21 protein-coding genes are annotated in these 25869 nt (G+C 56.2%); 12 read left to right on the forward strand and 9 right to left on the reverse strand.

Annotation, left to right across the window (positions count from 1 at the left end; genetic code table 11):
- Nucleotides 1–21: 21 nt before the first annotated feature.
- The 5 genes from A3850_RS10310 (at nt 22) to A3850_RS10330 (ending at nt 8638) form a co-directional block, all read left to right on the forward strand.
- Nucleotides 22–1485 (forward strand): RagB/SusD family nutrient uptake outer membrane protein, encoded by a 1464-nt coding sequence (locus tag A3850_RS10310; protein ID WP_068216219.1) that lies wholly within the window; start codon nt 22–24, stop codon nt 1483–1485.
- An 80-nt stretch (nt 1486–1565) separates the two neighbouring features.
- A complete protein-coding gene (locus tag A3850_RS10315) occupies nt 1566–3107 on the forward strand; it encodes a PKD domain-containing protein (RefSeq protein ID WP_068216221.1) in 1542 nt (513 codons plus the stop codon).
- A gap of 60 nt (nt 3108–3167) precedes the next feature.
- Complete coding sequence (locus A3850_RS10320; protein ID WP_068216223.1) at nt 3168–4838, forward strand: family 16 glycosylhydrolase; 1671 nt, start codon at nt 3168–3170, stop codon at nt 4836–4838.
- A 10-nt stretch (nt 4839–4848) separates the two neighbouring features.
- On the forward strand, nt 4849–5694 hold the full coding sequence (locus A3850_RS10325; protein WP_082921917.1) for a family 16 glycosylhydrolase: 846 nt from the start codon (nt 4849–4851) through the stop codon (nt 5692–5694).
- Nucleotides 5695–5758: 64 nt separating this feature from the next.
- Nucleotides 5759–8638 carry a T9SS type A sorting domain-containing protein gene (locus A3850_RS10330; protein ID WP_082921746.1) on the forward strand — a complete coding sequence of 960 codons (2880 nt, stop codon included), beginning with the start codon at nt 5759–5761 and terminating at the stop codon, nt 8636–8638.
- A gap of 186 nt (nt 8639–8824) precedes the next feature.
- On the opposite strand, the gene A3850_RS10335 is transcribed toward A3850_RS10330, so the two are convergent.
- The 4 genes from A3850_RS10335 to A3850_RS10350 all read right to left on the reverse strand — a co-directional run bounded on the left by A3850_RS10335 (nt 8825) and on the right by A3850_RS10350 (nt 12966).
- Complete coding sequence (locus A3850_RS10335) at nt 8825–10102, reverse strand: replication-associated recombination protein A (RefSeq protein WP_068216227.1); 1278 nt, start codon at nt 10100–10102, stop codon at nt 8825–8827.
- 574 nt (nt 10103–10676) lie between these two features.
- Complete coding sequence (locus tag A3850_RS10340; RefSeq protein WP_068216229.1) at nt 10677–11129, reverse strand: GNAT family N-acetyltransferase; 453 nt, start codon at nt 11127–11129, stop codon at nt 10677–10679.
- A gap of 66 nt (nt 11130–11195) precedes the next feature.
- Complete coding sequence (locus A3850_RS10345) at nt 11196–11930, reverse strand: SH3 domain-containing protein (RefSeq protein ID WP_068216231.1); 735 nt, start codon at nt 11928–11930, stop codon at nt 11196–11198.
- Between the two features lie 214 nt (nt 11931–12144).
- Nucleotides 12145–12966: a hypothetical protein gene (locus A3850_RS10350; RefSeq protein ID WP_157501056.1), complete on the reverse strand. Its 822-nt coding sequence runs from the start codon at nt 12964–12966 to the stop codon at nt 12145–12147.
- A gap of 141 nt (nt 12967–13107) precedes the next feature.
- On the opposite strand from A3850_RS10350, the gene A3850_RS10355 reads away from it, so the two are divergent.
- Both A3850_RS10355 and radA read left to right on the forward strand, forming a co-directional pair.
- Entirely contained in the window at nt 13108–14121 is a 1014-nt protein-coding gene (locus A3850_RS10355) for an SIMPL domain-containing protein (RefSeq protein WP_231915307.1), read from the forward strand.
- 71 nt (nt 14122–14192) lie between these two features.
- Nucleotides 14193–15614, forward strand: coding sequence for a DNA repair protein RadA (gene radA, locus A3850_RS10360; protein WP_068216235.1), 1422 nt, complete (start codon nt 14193–14195; stop codon nt 15612–15614).
- A 5-nt stretch (nt 15615–15619) separates the two neighbouring features.
- On the opposite strand, the gene A3850_RS10365 is transcribed toward radA, so the two are convergent.
- Nucleotides 15620–16888, reverse strand: coding sequence for a hypothetical protein (locus tag A3850_RS10365; RefSeq protein ID WP_068216237.1), 1269 nt, complete (start codon nt 16886–16888; stop codon nt 15620–15622).
- A gap of 417 nt (nt 16889–17305) precedes the next feature.
- Between A3850_RS10365 and A3850_RS10370 the strand changes: the two genes are divergently transcribed.
- Complete coding sequence (locus A3850_RS10370) at nt 17306–17641, forward strand: DUF3140 domain-containing protein (RefSeq protein ID WP_068216239.1); 336 nt, start codon at nt 17306–17308, stop codon at nt 17639–17641.
- A gap of 96 nt (nt 17642–17737) precedes the next feature.
- On the opposite strand, the gene A3850_RS10375 is transcribed toward A3850_RS10370, so the two are convergent.
- Nucleotides 17738–18781: an aldo/keto reductase gene (locus tag A3850_RS10375; RefSeq protein WP_068216241.1), complete on the reverse strand. Its 1044-nt coding sequence runs from the start codon at nt 18779–18781 to the stop codon at nt 17738–17740.
- A gap of 108 nt (nt 18782–18889) precedes the next feature.
- On the opposite strand from A3850_RS10375, the gene A3850_RS10380 reads away from it, so the two are divergent.
- Nucleotides 18890–19903 carry a tetratricopeptide repeat protein gene (locus A3850_RS10380; RefSeq protein ID WP_068216243.1) on the forward strand — a complete coding sequence of 338 codons (1014 nt, stop codon included), beginning with the start codon at nt 18890–18892 and terminating at the stop codon, nt 19901–19903.
- Between the two features lie 120 nt (nt 19904–20023).
- Here A3850_RS10380 and A3850_RS10385 read toward each other — a convergent pair whose 3' ends face one another.
- Complete coding sequence (locus tag A3850_RS10385) at nt 20024–20890, reverse strand: YitT family protein (protein WP_068216245.1); 867 nt, start codon at nt 20888–20890, stop codon at nt 20024–20026.
- A gap of 373 nt (nt 20891–21263) precedes the next feature.
- On the opposite strand from A3850_RS10385, the gene A3850_RS10390 reads away from it, so the two are divergent.
- The 3 genes from A3850_RS10390 to A3850_RS10400 all read left to right on the forward strand — a co-directional run bounded on the left by A3850_RS10390 (nt 21264) and on the right by A3850_RS10400 (nt 23441).
- Nucleotides 21264–21842 carry a sigma-70 family RNA polymerase sigma factor gene (locus A3850_RS10390; protein ID WP_068216246.1) on the forward strand — a complete coding sequence of 193 codons (579 nt, stop codon included), beginning with the start codon at nt 21264–21266 and terminating at the stop codon, nt 21840–21842.
- Nucleotides 21843–21966: 124 nt separating this feature from the next.
- Nucleotides 21967–22221 carry a hypothetical protein gene (locus A3850_RS10395; RefSeq protein ID WP_068216248.1) on the forward strand — a complete coding sequence of 85 codons (255 nt, stop codon included), beginning with the start codon at nt 21967–21969 and terminating at the stop codon, nt 22219–22221.
- Nucleotides 22222–22370: 149 nt separating this feature from the next.
- Nucleotides 22371–23441: a DNA topoisomerase IB gene (locus A3850_RS10400; protein WP_068216250.1), complete on the forward strand. Its 1071-nt coding sequence runs from the start codon at nt 22371–22373 to the stop codon at nt 23439–23441.
- On the opposite strand, the gene A3850_RS10405 is transcribed toward A3850_RS10400, so the two are convergent.
- Both A3850_RS10405 and A3850_RS10410 read right to left on the reverse strand, forming a co-directional pair.
- Nucleotides 23398–24438 carry a DUF4835 family protein gene (locus tag A3850_RS10405; RefSeq protein ID WP_082921747.1) on the reverse strand — a complete coding sequence of 347 codons (1041 nt, stop codon included), beginning with the start codon at nt 24436–24438 and terminating at the stop codon, nt 23398–23400. The two genes, A3850_RS10400 and A3850_RS10405, sit on opposite strands and share 44 nt — an antisense overlap.
- 35 nt (nt 24439–24473) lie before the next feature.
- Nucleotides 24474–25763, reverse strand: a complete 1290-nt coding sequence (locus A3850_RS10410; protein ID WP_068216254.1) for a phosphopantothenate--cysteine ligase family flavoprotein — start codon at nt 25761–25763, stop codon at nt 24474–24476.
- Nucleotides 25764–25869 lie beyond the last annotated feature (106 nt).

Below are 25869 nucleotides of genomic sequence, written 5' to 3' on the forward strand. Positions count from 1 at the left end.
TTCAATCGACAATTCCGCATCATGCGATTTATCCTACTTATATCCGCCCTGTTCGTGCTCCTCGGTTTTTCCGCTTGTGAGGACAACTTCGTGGAGCGCGCGCCGCTCTACAGCATCGACTCGGAGAACTACTTCAACGCCGAGGCCGACTACGAGAACGCCCTCATTGCGGCGTACGATCTGTTGCAACCCAGTTACCTCAACGTAATGCTGGGAGAAATTGCTTCCGATAATACCCTGGCCGGTGGCGAGAGCGCGACCGACGTGATCGGTATTCAGCAGGTGGACGACATGATCCACACCCCCGTGAATGCCCAGCTCAAAAGCATTTGGGACTGGATGTTCGCCGGTGTACAACGGTCGAGTTATATCCTGGAATTTCAGGATAAGACGGAGTTTGAAGGCCGCGAGGTAGTGATCGCCGAAGCCCGCTTCCTGCGCGCCTACTACCAGTTTGAACTGGTAAAATGGTTTGGCCCCATCCCGCTGAAGGGGGATAGTCGCTTCGTGCTGGGCGACGAAACCAGATTGCCCCGCTCCCCCGTGGAAGAGGTGTACGCCGCCATCGAAAATGACCTGGAAATCGCCATCGCCAACCTGCCAGTAGACGCTCGCGACGTCGGCCGTGCCGACCGGGGTGCCGCCCAGGCCCTACTTGGAAAGGTTTACCTCTACCAGGAGAAATACGATGAGGCCGCTACCACGCTTGAGCGGGTGATCGCTTCCGGCAAGTATGAATTGGTGGACAACTACGCCGGCCTCTTCGAGCTTACCGGCGAAAACGGACCGGAGAGCGTGTTCGAAGTGCAGTACACGGACGCGGAGGGCGCCGGCTTCGGCTGCTTACAGTGTAGTGAGGGCAACGTAGCCGTTGGTTTCAACGGAATCCGTAACCATACTGGCCCGATCTACGACAGCGGTTTTAGCTTCAACGTCCCTACCGCGGAAGCCTTCAACGCCTACGAACCGGGCGACAGCCGCCAACTCGCCAGCGTGCTTGACATCGACGCGTGGGCGGAGGAAACCGGCGCCAGTTTTGGCCTCGGTTTTGAGCACACGGGCTACTACAACCGTAAGTACATCGCCCGCAAGGGAGATAGCAACATCGGTGATCAAAACCTTACCAACCCCAACAATTACCGTTCTATCCGCTACGCCGACGTGCTGCTGATGGCCGCAGAAGCCCTGAACGCTACCGGCAACGACGAACAGGCCCGGACCTACCTTAACGACGTCCGCCGCCGCGCCTTTGGCGATCTCGACCACGACATTAGTGCCAGTGGCGATGCGTTGCGGGACTTCATCCTCCGCGAGCGCCGTTTGGAGTTGATGGGGGAGGGCCACCGCTTCTTCGACCTCGTCCGGACGGGCGCTGCCGCGGGTGCGATCGACGGATTTACGGCGGGCAAAAACGAACTGTTCCCGGTCCCCTTCGAGGAGATCCAGTTTGCTAACGGCAACTGGTCTCAGAACCCCGGTTACTAGGTAGCCGCCGAATAGTTTTCTGGTTTAATCAAACGGGGAGGCCGCCATCACCACTGGGCCCTCCCGCAACAATAGCTACAATGAAAAATTTCCCTTACCTGCTCTGCCTTCTGGTTGCCCTCGGCTTCACCGCTTGCGTGGACGATGAGGATATGGTCCCGTCCCTTGACGGCGTCGCGGAACCAACGGACCTCGACCTGGCTTTTGATATTGCGGCGGATAACACCGGCGCGGTCACCATCCAACCCCTCGGTACGGGCGTAACCCTCTTCCGGGTGGACTTTGGCGACGGGGAGCGGGACAGCGTCGGGATTGCCCCCGGCGAAACCATTACCCACGTGTACGAACTCGGTGTTTACACCGTCGAGTTGGAAGCCATGGGCATCAACGGTGCCATGACCACCTACACGGAGGAGCTGACCGTTAACTTCGCCGCCCCCACCAATTTGGTAGCCACCATCGAGCGGACGCCCGGTAACCCCTTCGCCATCACGGTAAGCGCCTCGGCGGATTTGGCGACAGCGTTCGACGTCACCTTCGGTGAAGATGATAGCGCCGACGCGGTGCGTATCAACCCGGGTGAAACCGCAAGCCACACCTACTCCACGGTGGGCGAGTACGAAGTCTGCGTAACCGCCGTAAACGGTGGCAGTGAAACCATCAAGGTGACCGAGACCGTCACCGTGAGTGACCCGACGGTGCTGCCCATCACCTTTGAGAACCAAAATACGGAATTCTTCGCTTTTGGTGGTGCGGGCGTCGGCATCATCGATAACCCGGATGCTTCTGGCGAGAACACCAGTGGCCGCGTGGCGGAATTCGTGAAGACGGATGGCTCCGAAGTTTGGGCCGGTACCGTAGTGGAACTGGGTGGCCCGCTGGATCTCTCCTCCCTTACCACAATGCGCATCAAAGCCTGGTCTCCCGCCGCGGGAATTCCGGTACTGTTTAAGCTGGAAAACGCGACGGACCCGAACGTATTCCTCGAAGTGACCACGAACACCACGGTCGCCAATGAATGGGAGATCATAGACTTCAGTTTTGCCGGTCTTGATCTGAGCCCTGAATACTCCAAAGTCGCCATCTTCTTCAATTTCGGGACGGCCGGTACCGGCGAGTCCTACTACTTCGATGACTTAATGCAGACGGACGGTTCCGCCACCATAAACCTGCCGCTTGGTTTTGAGCAAAACGTGGACTACGTATTTACCGGCTTCGGTGGCGGCAGCGCAGGCGTGATCACCAATCCTGATGCGAGTGGTAGCAATGTCAGTAGCAAGGTGGTGGAGTTCGTCAAGGAGACTGGTTCCCAAGTATGGGCGGGCGTCTTTACCGACGTCGACGCGCCGATCAACTTCTCCGGTAGCAAGACGGTGAAGTTGAAGGTCTGGTCGCCGAAGGTAGATGCACCCATCCTGCTCAAACTAGAAAACCCCGACAACTCGGATCAGGCCATCGAGGTATCCGTCCCAACTACGGTAGCTAACCAGTGGGAAGAGCTGACCTACGATTTTACTGGTGCCGAAGCGGTGCCCAATCTCCGGCGTGTCGTCCTATTTGCTGACTTCGGTACGGCGGGAGACGCACAGTCCTACTACTTCGACGATCTACGTATCGACTAATTTCCTATTGCCCTGACAAACTATCGAGTAGCCTTTGGCTACGGCCTAAATATTAAGATCATGAAATATACCCTTAACTTTCTGCTCCTGCTCGGCGTACTCTTCGTGGCTGGTTGTGGCGAAGAGGATTACGAGTTTGGCGAGATCCTGGCGCCCACCAATCTGGAGCTCACTACCGACATTCTCGGCCAGGATGATAACAACCCGAACGGAGACGGGAGCGGGCAAGTCACTTTTGTGGCTAAGGCGGATGACGCCATCACCTATCAGTTTTCGTTTAGTGACGGGACTACGGAGATTGCCCCTTCCGGTCGTTTGACGAAGCGCTTCACCCAGGTTGGGCTCAATACTTACGGGGTTACCGTCGTCGCCTCCGGCACGGCCGGCGTGGCGAGTACGCTAACTACGGAGGTGACTGTCAACAGCACCTTCAGCGATGAAGAAGCATTCGCATTTCTGACCGGCGACGGTACGAAAACCTGGTACTGGGCGGCGGATGAACCCGGCCACCTCGGGGTAGGGCAGAACGACGGTAACGTGGAGGCGAATTACTTCGCTAATTATTACCAGGCGGTGCCTTTCGAAAAGGATGGAGCTGGTGAAAGCCTCTGTTTGTACCAGGATGAACTGGTCTTTTCTAATCAGGACGGTCGCCTTTTCTTCGAGCTGAATAACGGTGGACAAACTTATTTCAATACGGCTTACCAGGGAGTAGCTGGCGGGAGCGCTGGGTTTGATTTCTGCTACGATTTTGAAGTGAGTGACGATCCGCAGCTGGTCAACTTTTCGCCGTCCGAATCCGTGGTCGTCGATAACGGCGTTGCCGGCCAGACGCGGGGTACCCAGATGACCTTCACCGATGGTGGCTTCATGAGCTACTACATTGGCCAGTCCACTTACGAGATCCTTTCCATTACGGAGAATCGCCTGGTCGTCCGCGCGGTACAGGAGAACAATGCTGAACTGGCTTGGTACCACATTTTCAGTTCCACGAAACCCGAGCCCGGTGGCGGTGGTAACGTTGATGATACAGATTACACCACGCTGGTTTGGTCCGACGAATTCAACACCGACGGCGCGCCCGATCCCAGCAAGTGGGGCTACAACACGGGCACCGGAAACAACGGTTGGGGGAACGGCGAGAGCCAGTACTACACCGATCGCCCTGACAACGTAGCCGTCGAAAATGGCAACCTGCGGATAACCCTCAAAAAGGAGAATTTTTCCGGGCAAGAGTACACTTCTTCGCGGATCGTGACGGAGAATAAGTACGAATTCACCTACGGGCGGATCGACATTCGCGCTCAGCTTCCGGAAGGCGGCGGCACCTGGCCGGCGCTGTGGATGCTCGGCGAAGATTACGCCACGAATACCTGGCCCGGATGCGGGGAGATCGACATCATGGAGCACGTCGGTAATCAGCAGAATACGCTGTTTTCCTCTTTGCACCTACCCGGAAATTCTGGTGGTAACGCCGTTACTCAACGGACAACGGTACCGACCATCTCTTCGGAGTTCCACGTATTCTCGGCCATCTGGTCGCCCGAAACGATTCGCTTTTTTGTCGACGATGAATTGTACCACACCTTCGCCAACGACGCTAGTCTGCCCTTTAACGACGACTTCTTTTTGATCTTCAACGTGGCCATCGGCGGCAACTTTGGGGGGCAGATTGATCCGGCGTTTGTGGAGTCTTCCATGCTCGTGGATTACGTCCGTGTTTACCAGTAATTCCCCCGCCATGCGTTACCCATTTTTACTTGCCTTTTTGCTTGGCTTCTACGTCAGCGCCTGCTCCGATGCCGTTCAGAACGATCTGGGCGCTGCCGCGGGTGCCACAGAGGTGGGCACGGAACCTAGTCTTTTGGACGTACAGGACCGCAAACTGCTGTGGTCCGATGAATTTGACGGGACTGAGTTGGATATGAGTAATTGGTCCTACGCCCTTGGCGACGGTTGCCCAAATCTATGCGGCTGGGGGAATAACGAACGGCAATTGTACACCGAGGACAACCACCATTTCGCGGACGGAAAACTCGTCATCACCGTGGAAAAGGACGGTGACGAATACACCTCCACCCGCCTCCTCAGCCAGGGGAAGCAGGAGTTCAAATACGGTTACATCGAGACCCGCGCCAAGGTGCCGACGGGCCACGGTATCTGGCCGGCCTTCTGGATGCTGGGCACGAACATTGATGAAGTCGGTTGGCCCCTTTGCGGTGAAATCGACGTTATGGAGTACGTAGGCAGAAAGCCCGATGAGGTTTTCACCACACTCCACACCAAGGCTAACCACGGCGATGATGGCAGCTCCAGAATTACGCCTTACCCAAGTATCGAGGAGGGCTTCCACACCTTCGGAGTGGACTGGACGGCCGAGCAGATGGAGTTCTTCGTGGACGGTAAATCCGTTTTCGTTTTTGACCCCAAAGAACGTACGGAGGAAGTGTGGCCTTTCGACCAGCCTTTCTACCTGCTCCTAAACGTGGCCGTAGGCGGCAACTTCGGTGGCCCCGAGGTGGATGACACGATCTTCCCGCAACAATTCATCGTGGATTACGTCCGCGTTTACGAACCCAAAGAATAAACTCAATTAACCGCGGCCCCCCGGGCCGTTGGTCTTCCTTTTATTAATCGCAAAATTCATTGAAATGAGATCATGCTTTACAATTTTCGTGATGTTGCTGCTGTCCACGTTCGTGGCGGCGCAAACCACAATTCTCGACTTCGAGGGCGCCGCCCCGGAGACGATTGACTTTAACGGCTCGGCCACTACGGTTATCGCGAACCCCGATCAATCCGGCGAAAATACTTCGGCGATGGTGGCGCAGAACGTCGTCCCCGCGGGTGCAGCGTTTGCGGGTTCCATCCGTCCCATTTCCGTCGACTTTGCGAACGGAACGCTCTTTACGCTCCAGGTATGGTCACCCATCGCTAATGCCCCCGTGCTGCTCAAGCTGGAAGAAGGTGGCGGTGGTGCCTTCACCGAGCGCCAGGCAGTGGCCAGTGGCGCGGCGATGAGCTGGCAGACCGTAGAGTTCGACTTTGGTGGAGAGGCCATTCGGAGTTACCCCAACATTACCCTGTTCATGAACTTCAACGTGATCGGCGGCGAGGAACTGACCTTCTTTTATGACAACCTCATCCAGACCGTCGGTGGCGGCGGAGGCGGCGGCGGTGTTGCCGGCCCATCGAGTGCCGCGCCGACGCCTACTCGGGATGCTAGCGATGTCGTTTCCCTGTACAGTGATGCCTATGATAACGTGACGGTGGCCACCTTTGCCGCCGGGTTTAGTAACGCCACGCTGATTGATACCAGCTTCGACAACAACCCGACCCTCTACTACCAAAATTTAGGTTTTGCCGGCATTGAGACCGGCCCCGAGGATGGTCTGGATCTGGTCGAGGCAGAAATGACTCACTTACACATGAGTTTCTACAGCCCGAACAGCACCATCTTCAAGGTGAAGTTGGTCGACTTTGGTGGTGACGGATTTGGTGGCGACAATGCTGACTTGGAGTTTGAAGTTCCCGCCTTCCCCGCCCAAAACGAGTGGGTTTCGGTGGAAATTCCCCTGGTAGCTTTCTTTGGTGTACCCCTTACCGACGTTGCTCAAATCATCATCGTAAGCGAGCCCTTCCCAAGTTCCGATGTTTTCATCGACAACATCTACTTCTACCGGGATGATTCACCCGTCCTTTCGCAAGTAGACCTGCCCGTAACGTTTGACGAGGCTGGTGTAGATTACTCTCTCTTCGATTTTGAAGGCGCTTCTTCCATGCTCGTGGATGACCCCACCATGACGGGTAATACCGTAGTCTCTACCACGAAGAATGCCGGTGCCGCTACGTTTGCCGGTACAACGATTACGGCTGCTGGACCACCACAGACTGGTTTTGCCAGCCCCATCCCCGTATCCGAAGGGAATACGACGATGACTGTCCGGGTATGGTCCCCCACGGCGGGCACAAACGTCCGCCTCAAGATTGAGGATGCCGGCGACGCCACGGTAAGCGTGGAGACGGAGGCTACCACTACTATCGCCATGAACTGGGAGGTATTGACCTTTGATTTCGCCAACCAGGCGGCGGGTACGGCGCCAATCAACTTTGCGTCGAATTACAATAAGGCCACCATCTTCTTCGATTTCGGTAACTCTCCTACGGAGGCGGCTACCTACTTCTGGGACGACGTACAGTTTGATGAAGGTAACGGCGGTGGCGGCGACGCGCTGCTCGATCTGCCCATCACCTTTGACAACTCAGATGTCTCTTACGGTTTTATCGACTTCGGAGGTGCGATGTCTAACCGGATCGAAGATCCCACGATGGCGGGTAACCAGGTGGGAGAATTCACCAAGACTGCTGGAGCTTTGCTTTTCGCTGGTACCGTACTCATCACTCAGGATGGCCCCAACGAAGCACTGGCCAGCCGGATCAACTTCACGGAGGATGCTAACGTGATCTCCATGCGCGTATGGTCGCCTACCGCCGGCACCCCGGTACGGATCAAGGTAGAGAATGCCGCCGACGGCGGCCAATCCGTTGAAGCCCAGGTGAACACTACCGTGGCAATGGAATGGGAGACCCTGTTCTTTGATTTCCGCGAAGAGATTGAGGGTGCACCGATCGACTACAACCGCGTGTACGACAAGATCGTCGTCTTCTTTGATTTTGGCAGCACGCCAATGACGATCGAGGAGGAAGCTACTTACTACTACGATGACATCATCTTCACTGGCGACAACGAAGGTGGCGACGGCGGCGGTGGCGGTACGGATGAGAATCTCGTAGCCCTCCCCGTAGACTTCAACAACCCGATGACCAATCACGATCTTGGTGACTTCGCCGGCGCCAGTTCCACGCTGGTGGCGGACCCGACTGACGCCTCAAACACCGTAGTGGAAACCGTGAAGAACATTGGCGCTCAGACGTTTGCCGGTACCACCATGGGTGCTACTAACGGTATGCGTGAAGCCATCGGTTTCAATGAGAACCAGAATACCGTCAGCGTCCGCGTTTGGTCTCCTACGGCGGGCACACCCGTTCGCGTGAAGGTGGAGAACGCCGACGATGGATCCATCAGCGTGGAAACGGAAGTACTCACTACCGTTGCCATGGAATGGGAAACGCTCGAGTTCGACTTCCGCGAGAACGCTACGGAGAACACGCTGAACTACGATGCCGTCTACGATAAGCTGACGATCTTCTTTGACTTCGGTAACGCAGCGGCCGTCGCCTCCACTTACTACTGGGATGACGTAATTCTGCTTGACGCTACATCCGTCACGGCCCCAATCACCGGCGTGCTTGGCGCCTACCCGAACCCCGTTGCGGACCGCCTCACCCTGACTGCTCCCCGTCAGATGGACCAGATCACGGTTTACTCCATGACCGGAGCCAAAGTCGGTACCTGGGCAGCTGGTTCCGACCGGATGGACCTCGACGTTGCGCACTTCGTGCCCGGCACCTACGTAGCCATCGTGGTTGCCGGCGATGAGGTGTACTCCGTGAAGTTTATGCGCCGCTAAACGTTAAGCGAAAGCATGGCGACTCTGCTTTGCTTTCGCTTTTACAGAAAAGCTTTTTGTACTATTGAGTTTTAATGATCACCTGTGGATGGCAATTGCCGTCCGCAGGTTTTTTTTTGCGCGTGGCGCTTGATCCGTAATAAGTATTATTCCATCCGCTACGGGCATTTTGGGACATGAAACGCATCAATAGTACTTTCCGCCCCACCATTGCTTGAGCCGTTCCAGGATGGTCTTTTCGCTGGGGTTATTGGGCTTGGGGACGAAGAAGGCGGTGCCCGACAATTCCTCCGGCAGGTATTCCTGGGCCTTGAAATTGCCGGGGTTATCGTGGCTGTAATTGTAGTTTTTGCCGTAATCCAGTTGCTTCATCAGCTTCGTGGGCGCATTACGCAGGTGCAGAGGAACGGGGAGGGTGCCCGTCTTCCGAACGGCGGACTGGGCAGCACCGATGGCGGCGTAGCTCGAGTTTGATTTCGGGCTGGAGGCCAAATAAACGGTAGCCTGTGAAAGGATGATCCGTGCTTCGGGGAAGCCCACCATCTGGGCTGCCTGGGCGGCCGTGGTAGCTAGCAACAGGGCGTTAGGATTGGCCAACCCAATGTCTTCCGACGCGGAAATAATGAGCCGCCGGGTGATGAACTTTACGTCTTCCCCGCCCTCGATCATACGTGCGAGCCAGTACACGGCGCCGTTCGGGTCGGAGCCGCGGATGGATTTGATCATGGCCGAGGCGATGTCGTAATGCTGTTCCCCGGTCTTATCGTAACGGGTGGGATTGGAGTGGATCCGTGCTTTGATGCGGGCTTCGTCCACCACGATTGCTTCCCCTTCGCTTGGCGCGTCGTTGGTGACCAATTCGATGAGGTTGTACAGTCGGCGTCCGTCGCCACCGGAGTAGCGGAAGAGGCTTTCGTAGTCGTCGATCCTAATTTGCTTGCCCTTTAGCATTGTATCCTGCGTCAGCGCCCGATCGACCATGCTTTTGAGTTCGTCAGCACTCAGTGGCTCGAGGATGTAAACCTGGCAGCGGCTAAGGAGGGCGGGGATGACCTCGAAACTGGGGTTCTCCGTCGTGGCCCCGATAAGGGTGACGGTACCGGCTTCGACGGCGCCGAGGAGACTGTCCTGCTGCGACTTGGAGAAACGGTGGATCTCATCGATGAAGAGGATGGGGGAGGCGCGGTCAAAAAACCGCCCCCGCTTGGCCTTGTCGATGGTTTCGCGCACGTCCTTTACTCCGGAATTGATGGCGGAGAGCATATAAAAGGGTACCTCCAGCTGGCTGGAAATGATCTTCGCCAGGGTGGTTTTGCCCACGCCGGGTGGGCCCCACAGAATGAAGCTCGGTAAACGCTTGGTTTCGACTGCTTGCCGAAGGACGGCCCCCGGGCCAACGAGATGCGTTTGGCCGACGTAGTCGTCCAGGGTGGAGGGGCGCATTCTTTCGGCTAGGGGTTGCATGGTTTTTGGTTTGGGAGTGAAGGTATGCGATTCACTCGATTCGGCTTATGCTGATGGTTCTTTCTGCTCCTGGCCTCCAAGCCAGGCCTTCCCTGTAGTCTGGCCTTTAGGCCAGGCAGTGTAGACATGCCTGCAATCTCGTCGAGCACTTCTTCTGTGACACTTCATTTCAGAAGAAAAGAAGCAAAATTCTTGTCCTTTAACCGTGGCTTAACGCGATTGTGCTTTCGGCTCCTTGCCTCCAGGCCGGGTTTCTTCAAGCTTTAGGGATTTGATTTTCTCCTCTACCACTTCTTTTGTGACCAAAAGAAGCAAAAGTCTTGTCCTGTGCAGGTGGCTTAACGCAAAATTTCTTCGGATTGGCTAAACGCTGCAAACTCGCTCAGCGATCTGTTTTTCAAGCTCAATCTTCAGCCTGCATTAGACTTCGGTTCCAATCATCAACAGCATCAGCTCGAACAGCGCAGCGTTCTTCACGCCAATCCGAAGAAATTTTACTACCACCTGCAAGGGACGGATATCTCTCAAGGCTTCAGGTATCCTATCTAAAATTTAAAATCCAACGTCTAACGTCTCAATAAAAAACCATTGCCCGATGAGGGATACCATCCTCATCGTAAATATCCCCAACACCCTCGAAGCCTACGCTGCCGTAGAAATCTTGCAGGTGGGCCTGGGCGCTGATCTTGATGGCTTGCTTTCCCCATAGGTCGAATAGGGCAGCGATGGAGGTGGTCATTAGCGGGCGGCCGACGCCTTTGCCGCGGGCGAAGGGGGCGGTGATCACGCGGCCGATGCTGGCGTACTCGGGATAGGAGACACCTTTGGGTACCAGGCGGGTGTAGGCGGCGAGGCGGCCCTCTTCGGTGAGGCCGAGGACGTGGTGGGAGGCTTGGTCCTTATCGTCCAGATCCTGGTAAGGGCAATTTTGTTCTACTACGAATACTGCGGCGCGGAGGCGGAGGATGGCGTAAAGCTGGTCGCGGCTGAGGGCATCGTAGGCCAGGGTTTGGTAGTGGAGCTGCATGGCGCCAAGATAGAAACCAAGGCGAGTTTGGGGCTGCTCGATTGTCCGGGATGATGGTGCTGCTGGTTAACAGCCGCCGCTGGAAACGATGATCAGCGTCGTGCCCACCACGCGGATCTCGATGGCGCTCATCTCTGCATGGAAGATCAGGGCCTGGTTGGAGGGTACTTCCAAAATGTAGAAAGTTTCGCCGCTTTCGTCTTCGCGGGCTTCCCGGAGGTATTTGGTGGTGCCGAAGAACTGGTCCGCGATCAGGAAGCCTTCGTTGAGGGAAGCGAAGGGGAAAACGTAGGAGGTGGCGCCGTAGCCTTCGCCCTGTTCCATGGTGCAAGTCAGGCCGTCGCGGTAGGAGTAGAGGTAGCGTTCTTGGTAGTAGGCTTGGTCGCGGGACTCGAAATTACTGGTATCGGGGCGGCCGCCGATCGACTCCAACCAGGCGAACAGGTCGGGTTCCCCGTTGACAATCGAGGGTGGGTCGAAGCGGGAGAGGAACCCGGCATACACCCAACCGGTGCCGCCTTCGTATTTGACTTCCACGTAGTGATCCAGCATACTCCAGGCGTCGGAGGTGACAGCCTCGTCATAAAAGTCAATATCGAATGCAGCGTAGGTGGGCAGCAGCAATTGTTCCCCGTATTCACCCGTCAATTCTACCTGGGTGCCGTGGTTCAATTTGCCAATTTTTTCGGCCTCCGCGTCACCGGCGGCTCGCACGGTTAGCCCGGATTTGGCCCACACGTGCATGGTTTGCTGGGCGTGCAGCGTCGTAGTAAACAGGAGGGCAAGCAGGAGAAAGCGCATGATGGTCGTCGTTTGTTGGGCCAAAGATGCGGTCTTTTCTACTGCACCAAAAAGGGAACTAATATCCGCTGGCGATCAATTAGTATTTGCACGAGCCAAGCAATTCTTCTTTTAGGAGCGCCGAATGCGTACGTGACTTATCAGATTGCGCCCCGACAAAGTAAGGGACTTACTGCGTGGCGCTGCCGCAGGTGCTACGTAAGGAACAAGGGGATCATTCCCCACCGCGATTGGGCAGGCGGTAGCGAATTTGGAGAGCAGGGGAGAAGAAGTCGGACCCAGCCAAGGGATCCACTTCCAAACCTATTGCGGCATTATCCAGGACCTGGTAGGAAAACCCAGCGATGAAGCGCGTGTCCAGGTCAAATATTGTATTGCGTCGGAATTGCTCGGTAATTTCTCTTTCGATCACAATATCATTAAAGGGCGATACAAGCCGCTGGCCCAAAGCCAACTGGTAGTTCACGTTGAACCTCATCTGCATACCAACGTAGGGTTGGAAGCGGCTCTCCTTTAAAAAGTGGTAGGAAGCGGATAGGCTAACTCCCCCCTCACGAATCTTTTTATCAGCTACGAAGTAGAAGGCATCTTCGGGAAGGCCATCGCCGTTTTCTAGCGTGGCCGTCTGTTGGTAAGCTTGGTAGTTCAACCCGTAGCTGAGTTCGATACCGCTTGCGTAACGTCGGTGAGCCTTCACCGTAAACCGAACCTGCCAAACTCTATCGGCGAGGGTACGCCGCCGCCCTAACTCTGGCTCACTGAAATATTCACCGAGTAGTTCCGTACCGTTGAACAGCGTATCCGGCCTACGGTCACGCAGGCGGAGGGGCATGCCCTCAAAGTCAGTCGGGCGGGCAATCGTATCGGCGGCGGGGACGTAGATAGTAAAGCTCTCTTCCCGTTGCAGACTTGGATCCACCGTCAGGCTAAAATGCCAGCCCTCGCCGAAGGGTGAGCGGGTGGAGGGTGACGTCGATTGTGCGAAGCCGTAACCACCAAGCAAAAGGGTGGCGAGTAGAGTAAGGGTAAATCGCAAGGTTTTGGGGTTTTATTACGGATAGGTAAAACGGTAACGCAGCGCAAGGTCCCACATTTTTTCTTAACGTTTCCAAGTAGACCAACCTTTGCCGGCCTTCGCCACTCCTTCGTATTTTTCGGACCATTAAGCCTCAACCCCGTGCTCACCAGAACCCTTTTCGTTGCCTTTGCGACCGTACTGCTTGCCTTCCTCCCCTGCACCCGCGGCAGCGCCCAGGTGATGGGGAATTACCAACAGCAGAATAACGCGGCTTCGTTCGACAATTACCAGCCTCAGTACCGCGCGATACCCCGCCCCGCGAAGATCACGGATAACGGAAAATTGGAATTCACCATCAACTCCCTGTTCAATAAGACGGCGGATAGCTACCTGGCCATCTTCAGTATTTTTCAGGCGGGAACGACCGCCGAAACCACCAACTCGGCCATGAACGGCCGCGTAAACGCGCTGGTGGATAAGCTGCGCGGCCTCGGGGTCGCGGACGAAGATATCTACGTGGATATGGTGAATTTCCTGCCTACCTACGCCTTCGAAACCGAGAAGAAGATCTTCAGTAAAAAGACGCTGACCGAAGTACCCACCGGTTTCCAACTGCAGAAGAATATCCACATCCGCTACAAAAACCCGGAACTATTGGACCAGATCGTCACCGCCGCGGCTACCCAGGAAATCTACGACATCATTAAAGTGGATTACCAGATCGACCGGCCGCAAGACGTCTACGTTGAGCTCCGGAAAATGGCCTTCGAATACCTCGAAACCATCAAAACGCGGTACGCGGAAAACGGAATGCGGCTCGATACGATGTACTTCACCACCGCCGAAAACGCCTGGGTAACTTACCCCGGCGACCGCTACCAAAGCTATACGGCCTTCGCCAGCCAGAACCTGAGCCCCCAGCAACGGGGAGACAGCAACGTGGAGCAGGCAAAAAAACCTACGCTGCGGTTCTACAACGCCATCCCCGCCAACGATTACGACCTGGTGGTGAACCCGAACCTGCTGGAGCCCGCCGCCCAATTTACCTACAGCCTGAAAGTGCAGTTTACCCAACCGGAGCGCGTCCCCGGCGTAATCACCGAAGTCAGAACCCAGTACTACCTGATGACGCCGGAAGGTGAATTGAGACCGATCAATATCTCAAAGGAATAAACTGCGCGCCGCCAATTCAGCCAGTTTTTGTTTATATTTGCCAGTAGTAAAAACAGCAGATAAAACAAAAAATGGCTAAGACGAAAGTTGCCTTCTTCTGCCGCAATTGCGGAGCGGAATCCCCCAAATGGATGGGCCAGTGCCCCAGTTGCCGCGAGTGGAATACGCTGGTGGAGGAAAAGGTCGTGAAGTCAAAAAACGAGCGCCTCAACGACAAGCCGGACTGGCGCGACGTCAACGACAATGCCGCCCTGAAGAACAATGGCAACGCGCTCGGCCCCATGGGCAAAGGGCCCAAGCCCATCCCGCTAACCGACGTCGTTGCCGGCGAAGTCGATCGCCTCCTATCGCCTGACCGGGAACTCAACCGCGTCCTCGGAGGTGGTATCGTACCCGGTTCCATCGTCCTATTTGGTGGGCAACCAGGGATTGGCAAGTCGACCCTGCTGTTGCAAGTAGCCCTGCGCCTCGGGCACACCGTGCTGTACTGCTCCGGCGAAGAGAGTGAAGAACAGATCAAGATGCGGGCCGACCGACTCGGTGGCGATATGTCAAATTGCTACCTCATCACCGAAACCAACACGAGCAAACTGCTGAAGCACGCCGCGGCGATCAAGCCGGACCTCTTCATCGTGGATTCCATCCAAACATTGGCCAGCCCCCACATGGACAGCATGGCCGGGACGGTGAGCCAAGTCCGGGAGTGTTCCCACGAGCTTCAGCGCTTCGCCAAGGAATCCGGTATCCCTACTTTTCTGATTGGCCACATCACGAAGGAAGGGTCGATTGCCGGCCCCAAGCTGCTCGAACACATCGTGGACGCCGTCCTCCAGTTTGAAGGTGACCGGAACTACACCTACCGCATTCTCCGGACGCTCAAAAATCGCTTCGGCAGCACCGACGAACTCGGTATTTACCAGATGGAACAGAGTGGCCTCCGTGAGGTGAGTAACCCCAGTGAACTACTTCTTTCCGAGCGGGACGAGGACCTATCCGGTTCCGCCGTCTGCGCTACGCTGGAAGGGATGCGCCCGATGCTGGTGGAAGTCCAAGCCCTGGTGTCCACGGCCGTGTACGGCTCCCCGCAGCGGACGTCGACGGGCTACGACCCGAAGCGACTCAACATGCTGCTGGCCGTCCTGGAAAAAAGGGCCGGCCTGCCGCTGGGTAACCAGGATGTCTTCCTGAACATTGCCGGTGGCCTCAAGGTGGACGACCCCGCGGTGGACTTATCCATCGTCGCTGCCCTTCTCAGTTCGGCGATGGACGTTACCATTCCCCCGGAGGTGGCCTTCGCCGGTGAGGTAGGCTTGAGTGGGGAGATCCGGGCCGTAACGCGCATCGAGCAACGCATTCAGGAAGCCGACCGCCTGGGCTTCCGGCGGGTCTACGTGAGTAAGTACAACGTGAAGGGTTTGGACCCGGATCGTTACGGCATCCGCATCATCACGCTGGCGACGGTGCGGGAATTGTACGAAGACTTGTTTGCCTAAGCCGCCTACGGATGGCTACCGGAAAAGTCCCCGGCATCCACTACTTCCTGGACGTACACTTGCCAGTTGCCACCCTCCGGTAACAGGGCGCGGAATTGCGTGGACGTACCTACGGTAAAGTAGAGGTACTGCTTCACCTGGGTTGCCTGGCTGCCGGCGAAGAGCGTCCCCACCTGTTCGCTGCGGGGGTAGTAGCGGTCGTCACCGTTTTCCAACTTCATGGGGTAGGCGGAGATGGAGGTTTCCGTGAAGCCGAGGGCGGCCACTTCCTCATCGTCGAGACGGCGCTCTTCGGCGTAGTTCCAACGGTTATGGTCTTCCTGGGCGTAGACGTAAGTGCGTTCGTTTGGTTGCTGGCGCTGGACCAGTTCGATCATGCGGCCGGTGGGGATGTCGGTGTCCACGAAGTCGATCTGGGCGGTTCGTTCGACCGTCCAGGCGGCTCCCTTCCAGTGGACGGCGGTGCCTTCCCGGCTGGCGTAGAGGGGGAAGTTGATGGGGTTTTCGGCGACGTACAGATCTTTTCCACCTTGTCTTTCCGGTTGGCTTGCGGGAATATTCTTCCGTAGCCCTCCCTTCTTACGGGGCGGATTAAATGGCGGGCGGGGGGAGTCGCTGAAGTTGCGTTCGGACTTATTTTGCTGCATGGCCTTCTGCCTGGCTTCCTCGATGTTACGGACCATGCTTTTGGGGAGCCACTTCATGATGGGTTCCAGCTTTTCCATGTGCTCGTTGAGTTGTTCCAGGTCGAGCTGATCCAACTTGGCTTCCTGGTACCCGACGTTGACGTCGTTCTCAATGTTGAGGTGGCTTTCGATGGCGGTTTCCAGCTGGGTCAGCATCTCCCGGTCCTGTTGGTTGGTCAGTAGTTTGACCTGGGCGCCGGTGTCCAGTTTCGCGATCAGGTGGTAGGTGGTCTGGTTATTGATGCGGACGCTGCTCTTGTCCACGTACAGTTGCTTTACCGACTGGGTAGTCAGGTGGCGGTTGGGCTGGAATGGCCAGGGGAGGGGGCCGTGCTCAATACTGAGTTCCCGCGGGCTGGCCTCAATCGCTGTGGTGTTAAGTACCGTTGCCAGGGTATACCAGCCGATGAAGATGCCGACCAGTAAGTGGATGCCAATCATCCACCCCGCGCCACTCAGGAGGAAGACCAGGACGATGCCATTCCAGAACAGAGAAAAGAACACGAAGAAAATGGCGCTTTTGGACCACCACTTACGGGTGATCTTGAGGGAGCCCAGTTCATTGGTGATTTCGTATTTGTTGGCCATGGGCGGAGGTTGAATACTGATTCGAAATAACAAGGTAAGACACGGCTAGAGGAAATTATTGTATACCTGAAACGAGGTGGTTTAGCTACGCTGCTCCTTCGTGGTGGGGAGATTAGCGCGACGTTATTTCCGTGTCTACCTAGGCAGAAAATTTAAGCATCCCGATTTAATCGGGACGGTTCAATTTTCTAACGACGGTAGACGCGGAAAGAACAAGCGATAAATTTCCAAACCACTTTGATTCAGGTATAACTACCGATTTTGCCATTCTCGTTACCTGAATGCCGGTAAATAGGTAGACGTTTCACTATTGGCCAAAACCTATTCTCGTTCTAATCATCCCAAACAATTAGCAGTGCGGAAAACCCATAAATGAACACGCCACGGCACCGACACAGTTATACCAAATAAAAAGCCATGGCTGATAAATCGAACCAGGACATCTACGAAAACTTTTACGACGCCGTCAATATGCAACCCAAGGAATTGGAGGAGTGGTTGGATACGGAGGAGTCCAAATCCGTCGGCCAAAAAACGGACGGGAAGGGAGAGTCCGTCGGCCATAAATCCGGCCGAAAGATCGTAAGGATCAAACGCAAGAAGAAGGCCGACCTTACGCAGGACGACTACGACCACATGAATAAAGTGGTGGGCTACATCAACCGCCACACCGCCCAGCGCCCCGACGGCGACGTCACCGATACGGACTGGGCCTACAGCCTCAAAAATTGGGGTTACGACCCGACTAAGTAGGGATGTTGATGCGGGGAGAGTTTCGGTATTTGCTGGCCGGACGCGAATCCCCCATCATTAAAGCAGGCCGTCAACTCGCGCCTAATGCAGTAAAGTCTAAACCGCTGGGTCCGGATACTGTGCTTGCACACTTTCAATCTCACGCAAGACATCCTTCGAAAGGGTAAGCTCCGCACTCTCGATGTTTTGTTTCAATTGCGCTAACGAGGTTGCCCCAATGATGGTGGACTGGTTGAAATCCCGGTCATTTACAAAGGCCAGCGACATCTGGGTAAAGTTCAGCCCGTGGCGCCTAGCGATGTCTGCATAAGCTTTAGTCGCCAGTAGGGACGCTTCGCTGTTGTAGCGGGTGTACTGGCTGAAGCGGTTAAGTCGTGAGGATGCGTTCGCCGTTCCGTCGAGGTACTTCCCGGTCAGGCGGCCCATCCCGAGGGGGGAGTAGGGGAAGCCGGCGATGTTTTCCCGCAGACACACTTCCGCGAGTCCTACTTCAAAGCCGCGGGAGAGTAAACTGTAGGGGTTCTGAATACTGACGGGGCGGGGTAGCCCGTGCACGTCCGCCAGGTGCAGGATCCGCATTACGCCCCAGGGCGTCTCGTTGCTCAGCCCCCAGTGCTTGATGGTGCCCTGCTGGATCAGGTCCTGCATGGATTCCAGGACGGCGAGGAAGTTATCCTCCCACTCGTCGTTGCTTATCGTGTGGACGCCCCGTTTCCCAAAGTAGTTCGCCTTCCGGGCGGGCCAGTGCAGTTGGTAGAGGTCGAGGTAGTCCGTCTGGAGTCGGTCGAGGCTTAAGCCCAGTGCCTCGTCGATCTGGTCGCGCTTGAAGCCTAGGTTATTATTGCGAATGTGGCTCGCCCACGTGGCCGGGCCGGCGACTTTGCTGGCCAGGAAAACCTGATCGCGCATTCCGGTTGCGTTGAACCAGGTACCGATGATCCGTTCCGTCTCCCCCTGCACTTCGGCGGTGCTGGGGATGGCGTAGAGCTCGGCCGTGTCGAAAGCGTTGATGCCCGCCTCAATGGCGTAGTCCATCTGCTCGTGGCCTTCGCCTTCGGTGTTTTGTTTGCCCCAGGTCATCGTGCCGAGGGTGATCTTTGAGATGTCGAATCCGGTGGTTCCAAATTTGTTGTAGCGCATGGAGGTAGTAAGGTTTGGCTTTGCTTTTTGTTTGCCTGCTTCCGCGTCCTCGGTGCGCCATCTCTGTTTATCTTGTCATCTCGATTGTTGAACCGTTACCCACCAGTTATGAAAAACACCTTTTTTACCCTGCTCATTTTATTCACGTCAGCCGCCGCAACCGCTCAGATTTCGGCCGACTCCTTGATTCAACAGGGTATTGATCTTCACGACGCGGGTAATTACGCCGCGGCCATTAAGAAGTACGAGGCAGCCGCTAAGTTGCAACCGGACAACCAACTCATCAACTACGAGATTGCCCTTAGTTATAGTACGGATCACCAACACAAGCAGGCCATCAAATACGCCGACAAGATCCTGAAGGCTGATCAGGAATACCGGCTGAATGCTTACCTCGTAAAGGCCAATTCGCTGGATGACCTGGGCAAGACAAAGAAGGCGACCAAGACCTACGAAGAAGCGCTCGAGCGCTTGGGAGAAGATTATCTATTGCGGTTCAATCTCGGCCTTGCGCAGTTCCGGGCGGGCGATAGGGAAGCGGCTGAAGCCAACTTCATCCTCGCCATCGACGATAATTTCTCCCACGCCTCCTCCCACTTTCTGCTGGCCACCATCCACGCTGATAAGGGGAGCCGGGCGCAGACGGCCATGGCCGCCTACTTCTTCTTATTGCTTGAGCCAGAATCGCCGCGCTCGGAGCAGGGGCGCTCCCTGCTGGTCAACGCCCTAGCGGGAGGCATCAATAAGCAGGAAGATGGCATTCAGCTCAATATCTCCACGGGTAGCCTGGCGGGAGGCTTTGCGGCCCTGGACCTGATCCTGGCCATGAAACAGGCGAAGCTTAAGGGCATGGAAGAACTCGACGGCGGGGAGGACCAAACCGACCTGGAACGCTTCGTCAATACCAGCACCTTCCTATTCGAAAGCCTTGAGGATGAGGACGGCAACGGCAATATTTGGTACGATTTCTACGCACCCTTTTTCGGCGGCGTATTTGCCAACGGCCACTCCGAAGCCCTCATCTACTTCACGCTTCAGGGTGGCAACGAAGACGCCGCCAAGTGGCTGGAAGAACATCCAGAAGAGCTGGAAGCCTTTACGAAGTGGTTGGGTGAGGAATAATGTTCACCAATTACAGTAGGGCGCTTATACGTCAGTTTTGGGCGCTCGCGCAGGTGCCAAGCAAAGTGGCAAGAAACTATAGGCAACGAAAAGTGATGGACCAATCCCAGAACGCAAGCCCTACACCCGCCGCTTCTTCACCATCCCCCCATGGACATCCGAGATACTGGAGAACACCATGAACGCCTTCGGATCGATCTTCTGCACCACCAGCGTAAGCTTACGAATCTCCAGCCGGGTGATGACCACGTACAGCACGTCGTGGGTATGCTCCCGGCCACCCGTCGCCCCAAAGCCTCCCTGGCCCTTGTAGACGGTGACGCCGCACTTCACTTCATCGATCAGCGCCTGGCGGATGGCCTCATTCTGCTGGCTGATGATCGTCACCCCAGTGTATTCTTCCACCCCGTCAATGATGAAGTCCAGTGCCTTGGAAGCGACGACGTAGGTGATGAGGGAATACATCGCTTGCTCCACGCTCAGCGTAAAGGCCGCCGCCAGAAAGATGAGCAGGTTGATGAGGATCACCCAGTCACTCACCTTCGCCCCGATCTTCCGGCTGAGGAAGATGGCGAGTACTTCCGTCCCATCCAGCACACTACCGCCGCGCATGGATAATCCGATCCCCGTACCCAGGAAGAAACCGCCGAAGATGGAAATGAGGAGCTTATCGTTCGTCAGAATGGGGAACTCCACGAAAAAAACGACGATGGCCAAAAGGACGATGGCTACGGCGGTCTTAGCGGCAAAGCGTTTTCCAATCACCTGTCGGGCGAGGAACAGAAAGGGGAGATTTAGCAGTACCAGCAGTAGAGAAAGGGGCAAGCCCAGCGTCTGTACCAGCAGGAGCGCCACCCCGGTCACGCCACCGTCGATGAAATCGTTAGGCAAGAGGAAACCTTCCAGCCCAAAGGCCGCGCACGCCACTCCCACTACAATGAAGAAGGCATCAGCGAGCAGCGGTTGGATTCTTTTGATGGTGGGCATCGGTCGGGTTAGGGTAGGGGAGTGAGCGCAAGGTACACCCTCTTAAAGTGTATGGTGGGGTCATTTGTTAGCGCTTCCCGTCCAATTACCTGGCACCTGCGCGAGCGCCCTGATCAGGATTAATTCCTCCGATACTTCTTCACTAAAGCCCAGAATCGAAAAAAAGAATAAAATTTTTTACCCGGCCGCAACTTCTCGGATTTGCCCCGACATTTACCCACCAACAACCAATCACGTAAACCTTACCTAACTACGTTCGCCGTAGCGCTGGGTAAAGCCGGAAGGAAAATAAAAGCACGACGGGAACGCCCGCTGGTTTTTAATTAAATCTCTTCATTTTTCAAGCCGGTACATTCCCCATCGGGGCTTAACTATGGCACGCAATATCCGCGAGCGAATCTTCGAAACTGAAATGCTTGGCCACTACAAGGCCGTCTACTCTTTCCTTGCCCGCATGTGTGGCAACGGGAATGATGCGGCCGACCTCAGCCAGGAAACCTTCGCCCGTGCTTACCTCAAAATCGAGCATTACGAACCCGGTACCAACGCCCGAGCCTGGCTCTTCCGCGTTGCCCACAACCTGTTCGTAAACGACTACCGTAAAAAGTCCCGCCGGGGCGAAACGGAGCTCGACGAGCGGGTAGCGTACAACCGCCGCGACGAAAGCCACTCCATGAGCGGCTTCTCCGACCTGCGAATTGCCGGCGCCATGGAGCGTGATTTCTCTGACCCCATCGTAAAAGCAATGGCCCTTCTGCGGGACGACCAGCGCGCCATCATCATCATGGCCGACCTGTACGACTTCTCGGAAAAGGACATCGCCGAAGCCATGGACCTCAACCTGAATACCGTAAAGTCCACTACCCGCCGGGCCCGGATTGCGCTCATCAAGCAACTATCCGTGTACGCTGAGGACACCTACGGGATCGTGAATACACGGAACCTTGGTTGACGGAAGCCCAAACATTCAATGCCACCCCACGCAACAGGCGCGCGGGGTGGCATTTTTCGCATAAATAAGGAAGCGCTCTGCTTCCCATTCATCCCATCACTAACCGCCTTCAATTATCCACGTCATGGCCTATTCAAATAGATTCTCGCCCAAAAAACATCCCCGCCCCCAACCCGAAGTCGCCGACCGCGAGCCGGAACCCACGGAAGACTGCCCTGACACCCTGAACCTATCCATAAACCCCGCTACCCAGGAACTTGAAGACCTTCGCTCCTTCAAGGTTTTCATCAAGAAAAATTTGCCCCTACCAGCACCCCCCGCCGGGTTATTAGCAGGCATTTTCGATCGCATCGATCAGATCAAAGCAGAAGAAGGCTAACCCGGCCTCCGCTCATCCTCTCGACCCTTACGCCGGGCATTTCCGGCCCGAGCAACGGCCATCACGCCCACGGAGCGCATCACAAAATGCACCCGTAAACAATTTTACCCCGCCCAGCTTGCACTAAGCAGAACCAACAGTGTGCAATCATGGGGATCGACATTACGAATGCGGATAAGTACGAAGACTTACCCAACCTGATCCACTACCCGGACGATCGCCCGGGTTGGACGCGCACCACCAAGAAGAAGGGTGGTTTTGACTATTTCAAAGAAGACGGTACCCGCATCACCGATAAGCTGATTCACGACCGCCTAGACAGCCTCGCCATCCCCCCGGCCTGGACCGAAGTCTGGATCTGCCCCAAAGAAAACGGTCACCTCCTCAGTACCGGCCGCGACGATGCCGGCCGGAAGCAGTACCGCTACCATCCGGACTGGATGGCCTACCAGCAACTCAATAAGTTCAATAAATTGGTGGAATTTGCCACCGCTCTGCCCGCCGCCCGCCGCCTCCTCCGAAGTAAGCTCGCGGATAAGACCCACGGCTGGCACCGCGAACGGGTCATCGCCCTGGCGCTCGCCCTGATGGACGAAACCGGCATGCGCGTCGGCAACGCCTCCTACCAACGCCGCAACGGAACCACCGGGCTAACGACGCTGCGCCGCAAACACCTCCACACCGATAACGACGGCCTACACTTCGAATACGTAGGCAAGAGTGGCATCGACCGGGAAGTGGACCTGGAAGACCCCAAGCTCATCAAGCTCATCAACGAAGTCAGTGAATTACCCGGCTACGAGATCTTCCGCTACTGGGATGCTGACGGCACGATGAGCAACATCGATAGTGGCGACGTGAACGAGCTTGTCCACGAACTCCTCGGCCCCCGCTTCAGTAGCAAGTATTTCCGGACCTGGGCGGGCACGGCCGCGGCGGTTTTCTACTTCTGGGAGGTCCAGGCCGAACGGGGAGCAGATGATTTACCGGAGCGTATGGACCTTCGGGTCGTCGAGCGCGTCGCCGAATATCTCGGAAATACCGTCAGTGTTTGCCGTAAATATTACATCCACCCCTCCGTGTTAGCAGCGGTGGCTAACCACGAAGTACCCGCCGCCAGCTCCATCACGAGGAAAGAGGAACGTTCGTTCGATGGGGAGTTTGACGCGGAAGAAATTATTGCACACCGCCTCTGTTCCGCGTCGATGGAGCCCGGCTAGGGGAGCGTGGGGCCCGGCGAGGGCCTTTGTAGCGAATTGCCCGGTAGGCGCTCGATTTGGCGGGGTCGATTCGGGACATCGCGGTAATCACCGTATTCTGTTCCACGCCCGTAGCGCCCTTGTAGATCTCGATGATCTCCTGCCGTTTCGCGTCGGTAAAGGCCTGGGCGTAGACGCTGTTCGGGTTAGAAGCATTTGCCTTCTGAGCGTCTTCAATCGCCAGCGTCACGTTGTTCCGGCCACTTACAATGTCGGTGCTCATCAGGTCGAGCCCCAGGCGGTGGTAGGTATAGTACGCGCGCCGCATCGGTAGCATCTGAGGGTTCAGGATGTCATTCATCAGCGTGTAGCGGTTCCGCGCCCGCTCCGTTGGTCGCCAGCCCTTGTCGCCCTTGGAGATCTGAGTTAGGTTAGCTGGTAGGAGGTTGTACACTTCCTGGGCTTTCAGGAAGTATTTCTCGCCGCCCATTGGAGAAAAAGTATCGTAATCCAAACCAAGTACGATGTAGCAGTAAAAGGCCATGATACTGCCCAGGTTACTCAGGTAGGTCTGCTCCGAGAAAAGTATCCCTTCGCCCTGGCGGTAGGTAAAAGTGATGTTCTTATCCTGGGTGTTGAAAATCGGGGTCACGTCCGGCACGCCGTAGATCGGCCGTACGGTCTGGATGGCCAGGGTGCCGGTGAAAGCGTTCGGGATGGGTACGGCGGCGCCACTACCTTTATTTGATTCCTGCACCTGTTCCCGCAGCGTTAGAAACATAATGGCCTGAATACGCTCATCTTCCTGGAAGCGGTCGTTCGTCCAGGTCTGCCCGTTGAGGAAGGTCACCAGGTCTCGCTCCAGGGCTTGCAGTTGGGATTTGTCCGTTTGGGTGATCTGGTCAGTATTCAACGTCACGTCCCACTCAATTTCGCTCTGGGCGCTGCCGCGGGTGCCGAGGAGGAGGGCAAGAAAAACCACCGGAAGCATCCGTAACAAAAAGGTAGACTTGGTCATATCAGGGGTGATTTTACACGTTGATGGGGGCAAAACTAAAGTAGTTCAACGAGAGCGTTCAGGATATCCGTAGCCACTTCAGTTTTGGGCTTAAGCTCAAAATCTTGGACGTCCTCTTTCGTAACGAATTGGACGCGGTTGGTGGTATGACCGAAGCCGGTTCCTTCTTCCGATGGAGAGTTCAGGACAATGAAGTCGAGGTGCTTACTGCTGAGTTTGCGGCGGGCGTTTTCAATGCCGTTGTCGGTTTCGAGGGCAAACCCGACTAGCCGTTGGTGGGCCTTTTTGTCTTCCCCTAATTCCGCGGCGATGTCAGGGTTGCGGACGAGTTCCAGCCGCAGTGGGCCATCCTTCTTCTTGATCTTTTGGGTGGCCGTTGAACGGGGCCGGTAGTCCGCCACGGCGGCGGCGAGGACGGCGGCATCTGCTTTATGCCAAAGGGCCACGCTGGCGGCGTGCATCTCCCTTGCCGTACGGACTGGGATCACGTTGACGCCCTCCTCCGTAGCGGATAGGGTAGTGGGCCCGAGCACGAGATCTACCCGCGCGCCTCGTTGGGTGGCGGCGTCGGCCAGGGCGATGCCCATCCGTCCGGTACTGCGGTTGCCGAGGTAGCGGACGGGGTCCAGGTCTTCGTAAGTTGGCCCGGCGGTGATGAGGATACGTTTGCCGGCCAGGTCTTGGGGTAGTTGGTCGGTTTGGGGTGCTGGTTCTGCGTTTACGCTCAGTCCTTTACCAATTTCCTGTGCTCCTACCCTTCCATCGGCACCTGCGGCAGCGCCCGGATCAGCGAAATGATCGCTCAGGATTTGGAGGATGTCTTCCGGCTCCGCCAAACGTCCGGCACCGGATAGGCCCGAGGCGAGTTCTCCGTCACCGACGTCAATTAGGTGGTTTCCGTAGGCTTTAAGGAGCTCGACGTTACGCTGGGTAGCGGGGTGAGCCCACATGTCCAGATCCATCGCCGGGGCAAAGAAAACGGGGCAGCGGGCGGAGAGGTAGACGGCGACGATGGCGTTGTCGCAGATAGCCGAAGCCATTTTACCCAGCGTAGTTGCCGTGGCGGGTGAGATCAGCATCGCATCGGCCCACAGACCCAACTCAACGTGGTTGTTCCAACTCTCCCCGTCGTGGACGGAGGTAGTCACGTCATTTTTAGATAGCGTAGCCAGCGTGAGGGGGGAGATAAAATCAGTGGCCGCCCGGGTCATGAGGACTTTGACCTCCGCCCCGGCCTTCACCAAACCGCGCACGATCAGCGCCGCCTTGTAGGCAGCAATGGACCCGGATACCCCGAGAATGATCTTCTTGCCGGCTAAGGACATAAGTTGGTGAGTATAAATAACAAAGCTACGGAAAGCGAAGTGCCTCCCGTAGCCAGGTATCTTGTAGATGGCGTGAAGTCGTTTGGCTTAATAGTATCTCCGACTT

This window comes from Lewinella sp. 4G2 (assembly GCF_001625015.1).
Classification (GTDB): domain Bacteria; phylum Bacteroidota; class Bacteroidia; order Chitinophagales; family Saprospiraceae; genus Neolewinella.

What these genes read in the sequence shown, in the direction of transcription:
- A3850_RS10310 (WP_068216219.1), top strand. Translation starts at nt 22, where the DNA reads ATGCGATTTATCCTACTTATATCCGCCCTGTTCGTGCTCCTCGGTTTT.
- A3850_RS10315 (WP_068216221.1), top strand. Translation starts at nt 1,566, where the DNA reads ATGAAAAATTTCCCTTACCTGCTCTGCCTTCTGGTTGCCCTCGGCTTC.
- A3850_RS10320 (WP_068216223.1), top strand. Translation starts at nt 3,168, where the DNA reads ATGAAATATACCCTTAACTTTCTGCTCCTGCTCGGCGTACTCTTCGTG.
- A3850_RS10325 (WP_082921917.1), top strand. Translation starts at nt 4,849, where the DNA reads ATGCGTTACCCATTTTTACTTGCCTTTTTGCTTGGCTTCTACGTCAGC.
- A3850_RS10330 (WP_082921746.1), top strand. Translation starts at nt 5,759, where the DNA reads ATGAGATCATGCTTTACAATTTTCGTGATGTTGCTGCTGTCCACGTTC.
- A3850_RS10335 (WP_068216227.1), bottom strand. Translation starts at nt 10,102, where the DNA reads ATGCAACCCCTAGCCGAAAGAATGCGCCCCTCCACCCTGGACGACTAC.
- A3850_RS10340 (WP_068216229.1), bottom strand. Translation starts at nt 11,129, where the DNA reads ATGCAGCTCCACTACCAAACCCTGGCCTACGATGCCCTCAGCCGCGAC.
- A3850_RS10345 (WP_068216231.1), bottom strand. Translation starts at nt 11,930, where the DNA reads ATGCGCTTTCTCCTGCTTGCCCTCCTGTTTACTACGACGCTGCACGCC.
- radA (WP_068216235.1), top strand. Translation starts at nt 14,193, where the DNA reads ATGGCTAAGACGAAAGTTGCCTTCTTCTGCCGCAATTGCGGAGCGGAA.
- A3850_RS10365 (WP_068216237.1), bottom strand. Translation starts at nt 16,888, where the DNA reads ATGGCCAACAAATACGAAATCACCAATGAACTGGGCTCCCTCAAGATC.
- A3850_RS10370 (WP_068216239.1), top strand. Translation starts at nt 17,306, where the DNA reads ATGGCTGATAAATCGAACCAGGACATCTACGAAAACTTTTACGACGCC.
- A3850_RS10375 (WP_068216241.1), bottom strand. Translation starts at nt 18,781, where the DNA reads ATGCGCTACAACAAATTTGGAACCACCGGATTCGACATCTCAAAGATC.
- A3850_RS10380 (WP_068216243.1), top strand. Translation starts at nt 18,890, where the DNA reads ATGAAAAACACCTTTTTTACCCTGCTCATTTTATTCACGTCAGCCGCC.
- A3850_RS10385 (WP_068216245.1), bottom strand. Translation starts at nt 20,890, where the DNA reads ATGCCCACCATCAAAAGAATCCAACCGCTGCTCGCTGATGCCTTCTTC.
- A3850_RS10390 (WP_068216246.1), top strand. Translation starts at nt 21,264, where the DNA reads ATGGCACGCAATATCCGCGAGCGAATCTTCGAAACTGAAATGCTTGGC.
- A3850_RS10395 (WP_068216248.1), top strand. Translation starts at nt 21,967, where the DNA reads ATGGCCTATTCAAATAGATTCTCGCCCAAAAAACATCCCCGCCCCCAA.
- A3850_RS10400 (WP_068216250.1), top strand. Translation starts at nt 22,371, where the DNA reads ATGGGGATCGACATTACGAATGCGGATAAGTACGAAGACTTACCCAAC.
- A3850_RS10405 (WP_082921747.1), bottom strand. Translation starts at nt 24,438, where the DNA reads ATGACCAAGTCTACCTTTTTGTTACGGATGCTTCCGGTGGTTTTTCTT.
- A3850_RS10410 (WP_068216254.1), bottom strand. Translation starts at nt 25,763, where the DNA reads ATGTCCTTAGCCGGCAAGAAGATCATTCTCGGGGTATCCGGGTCCATT.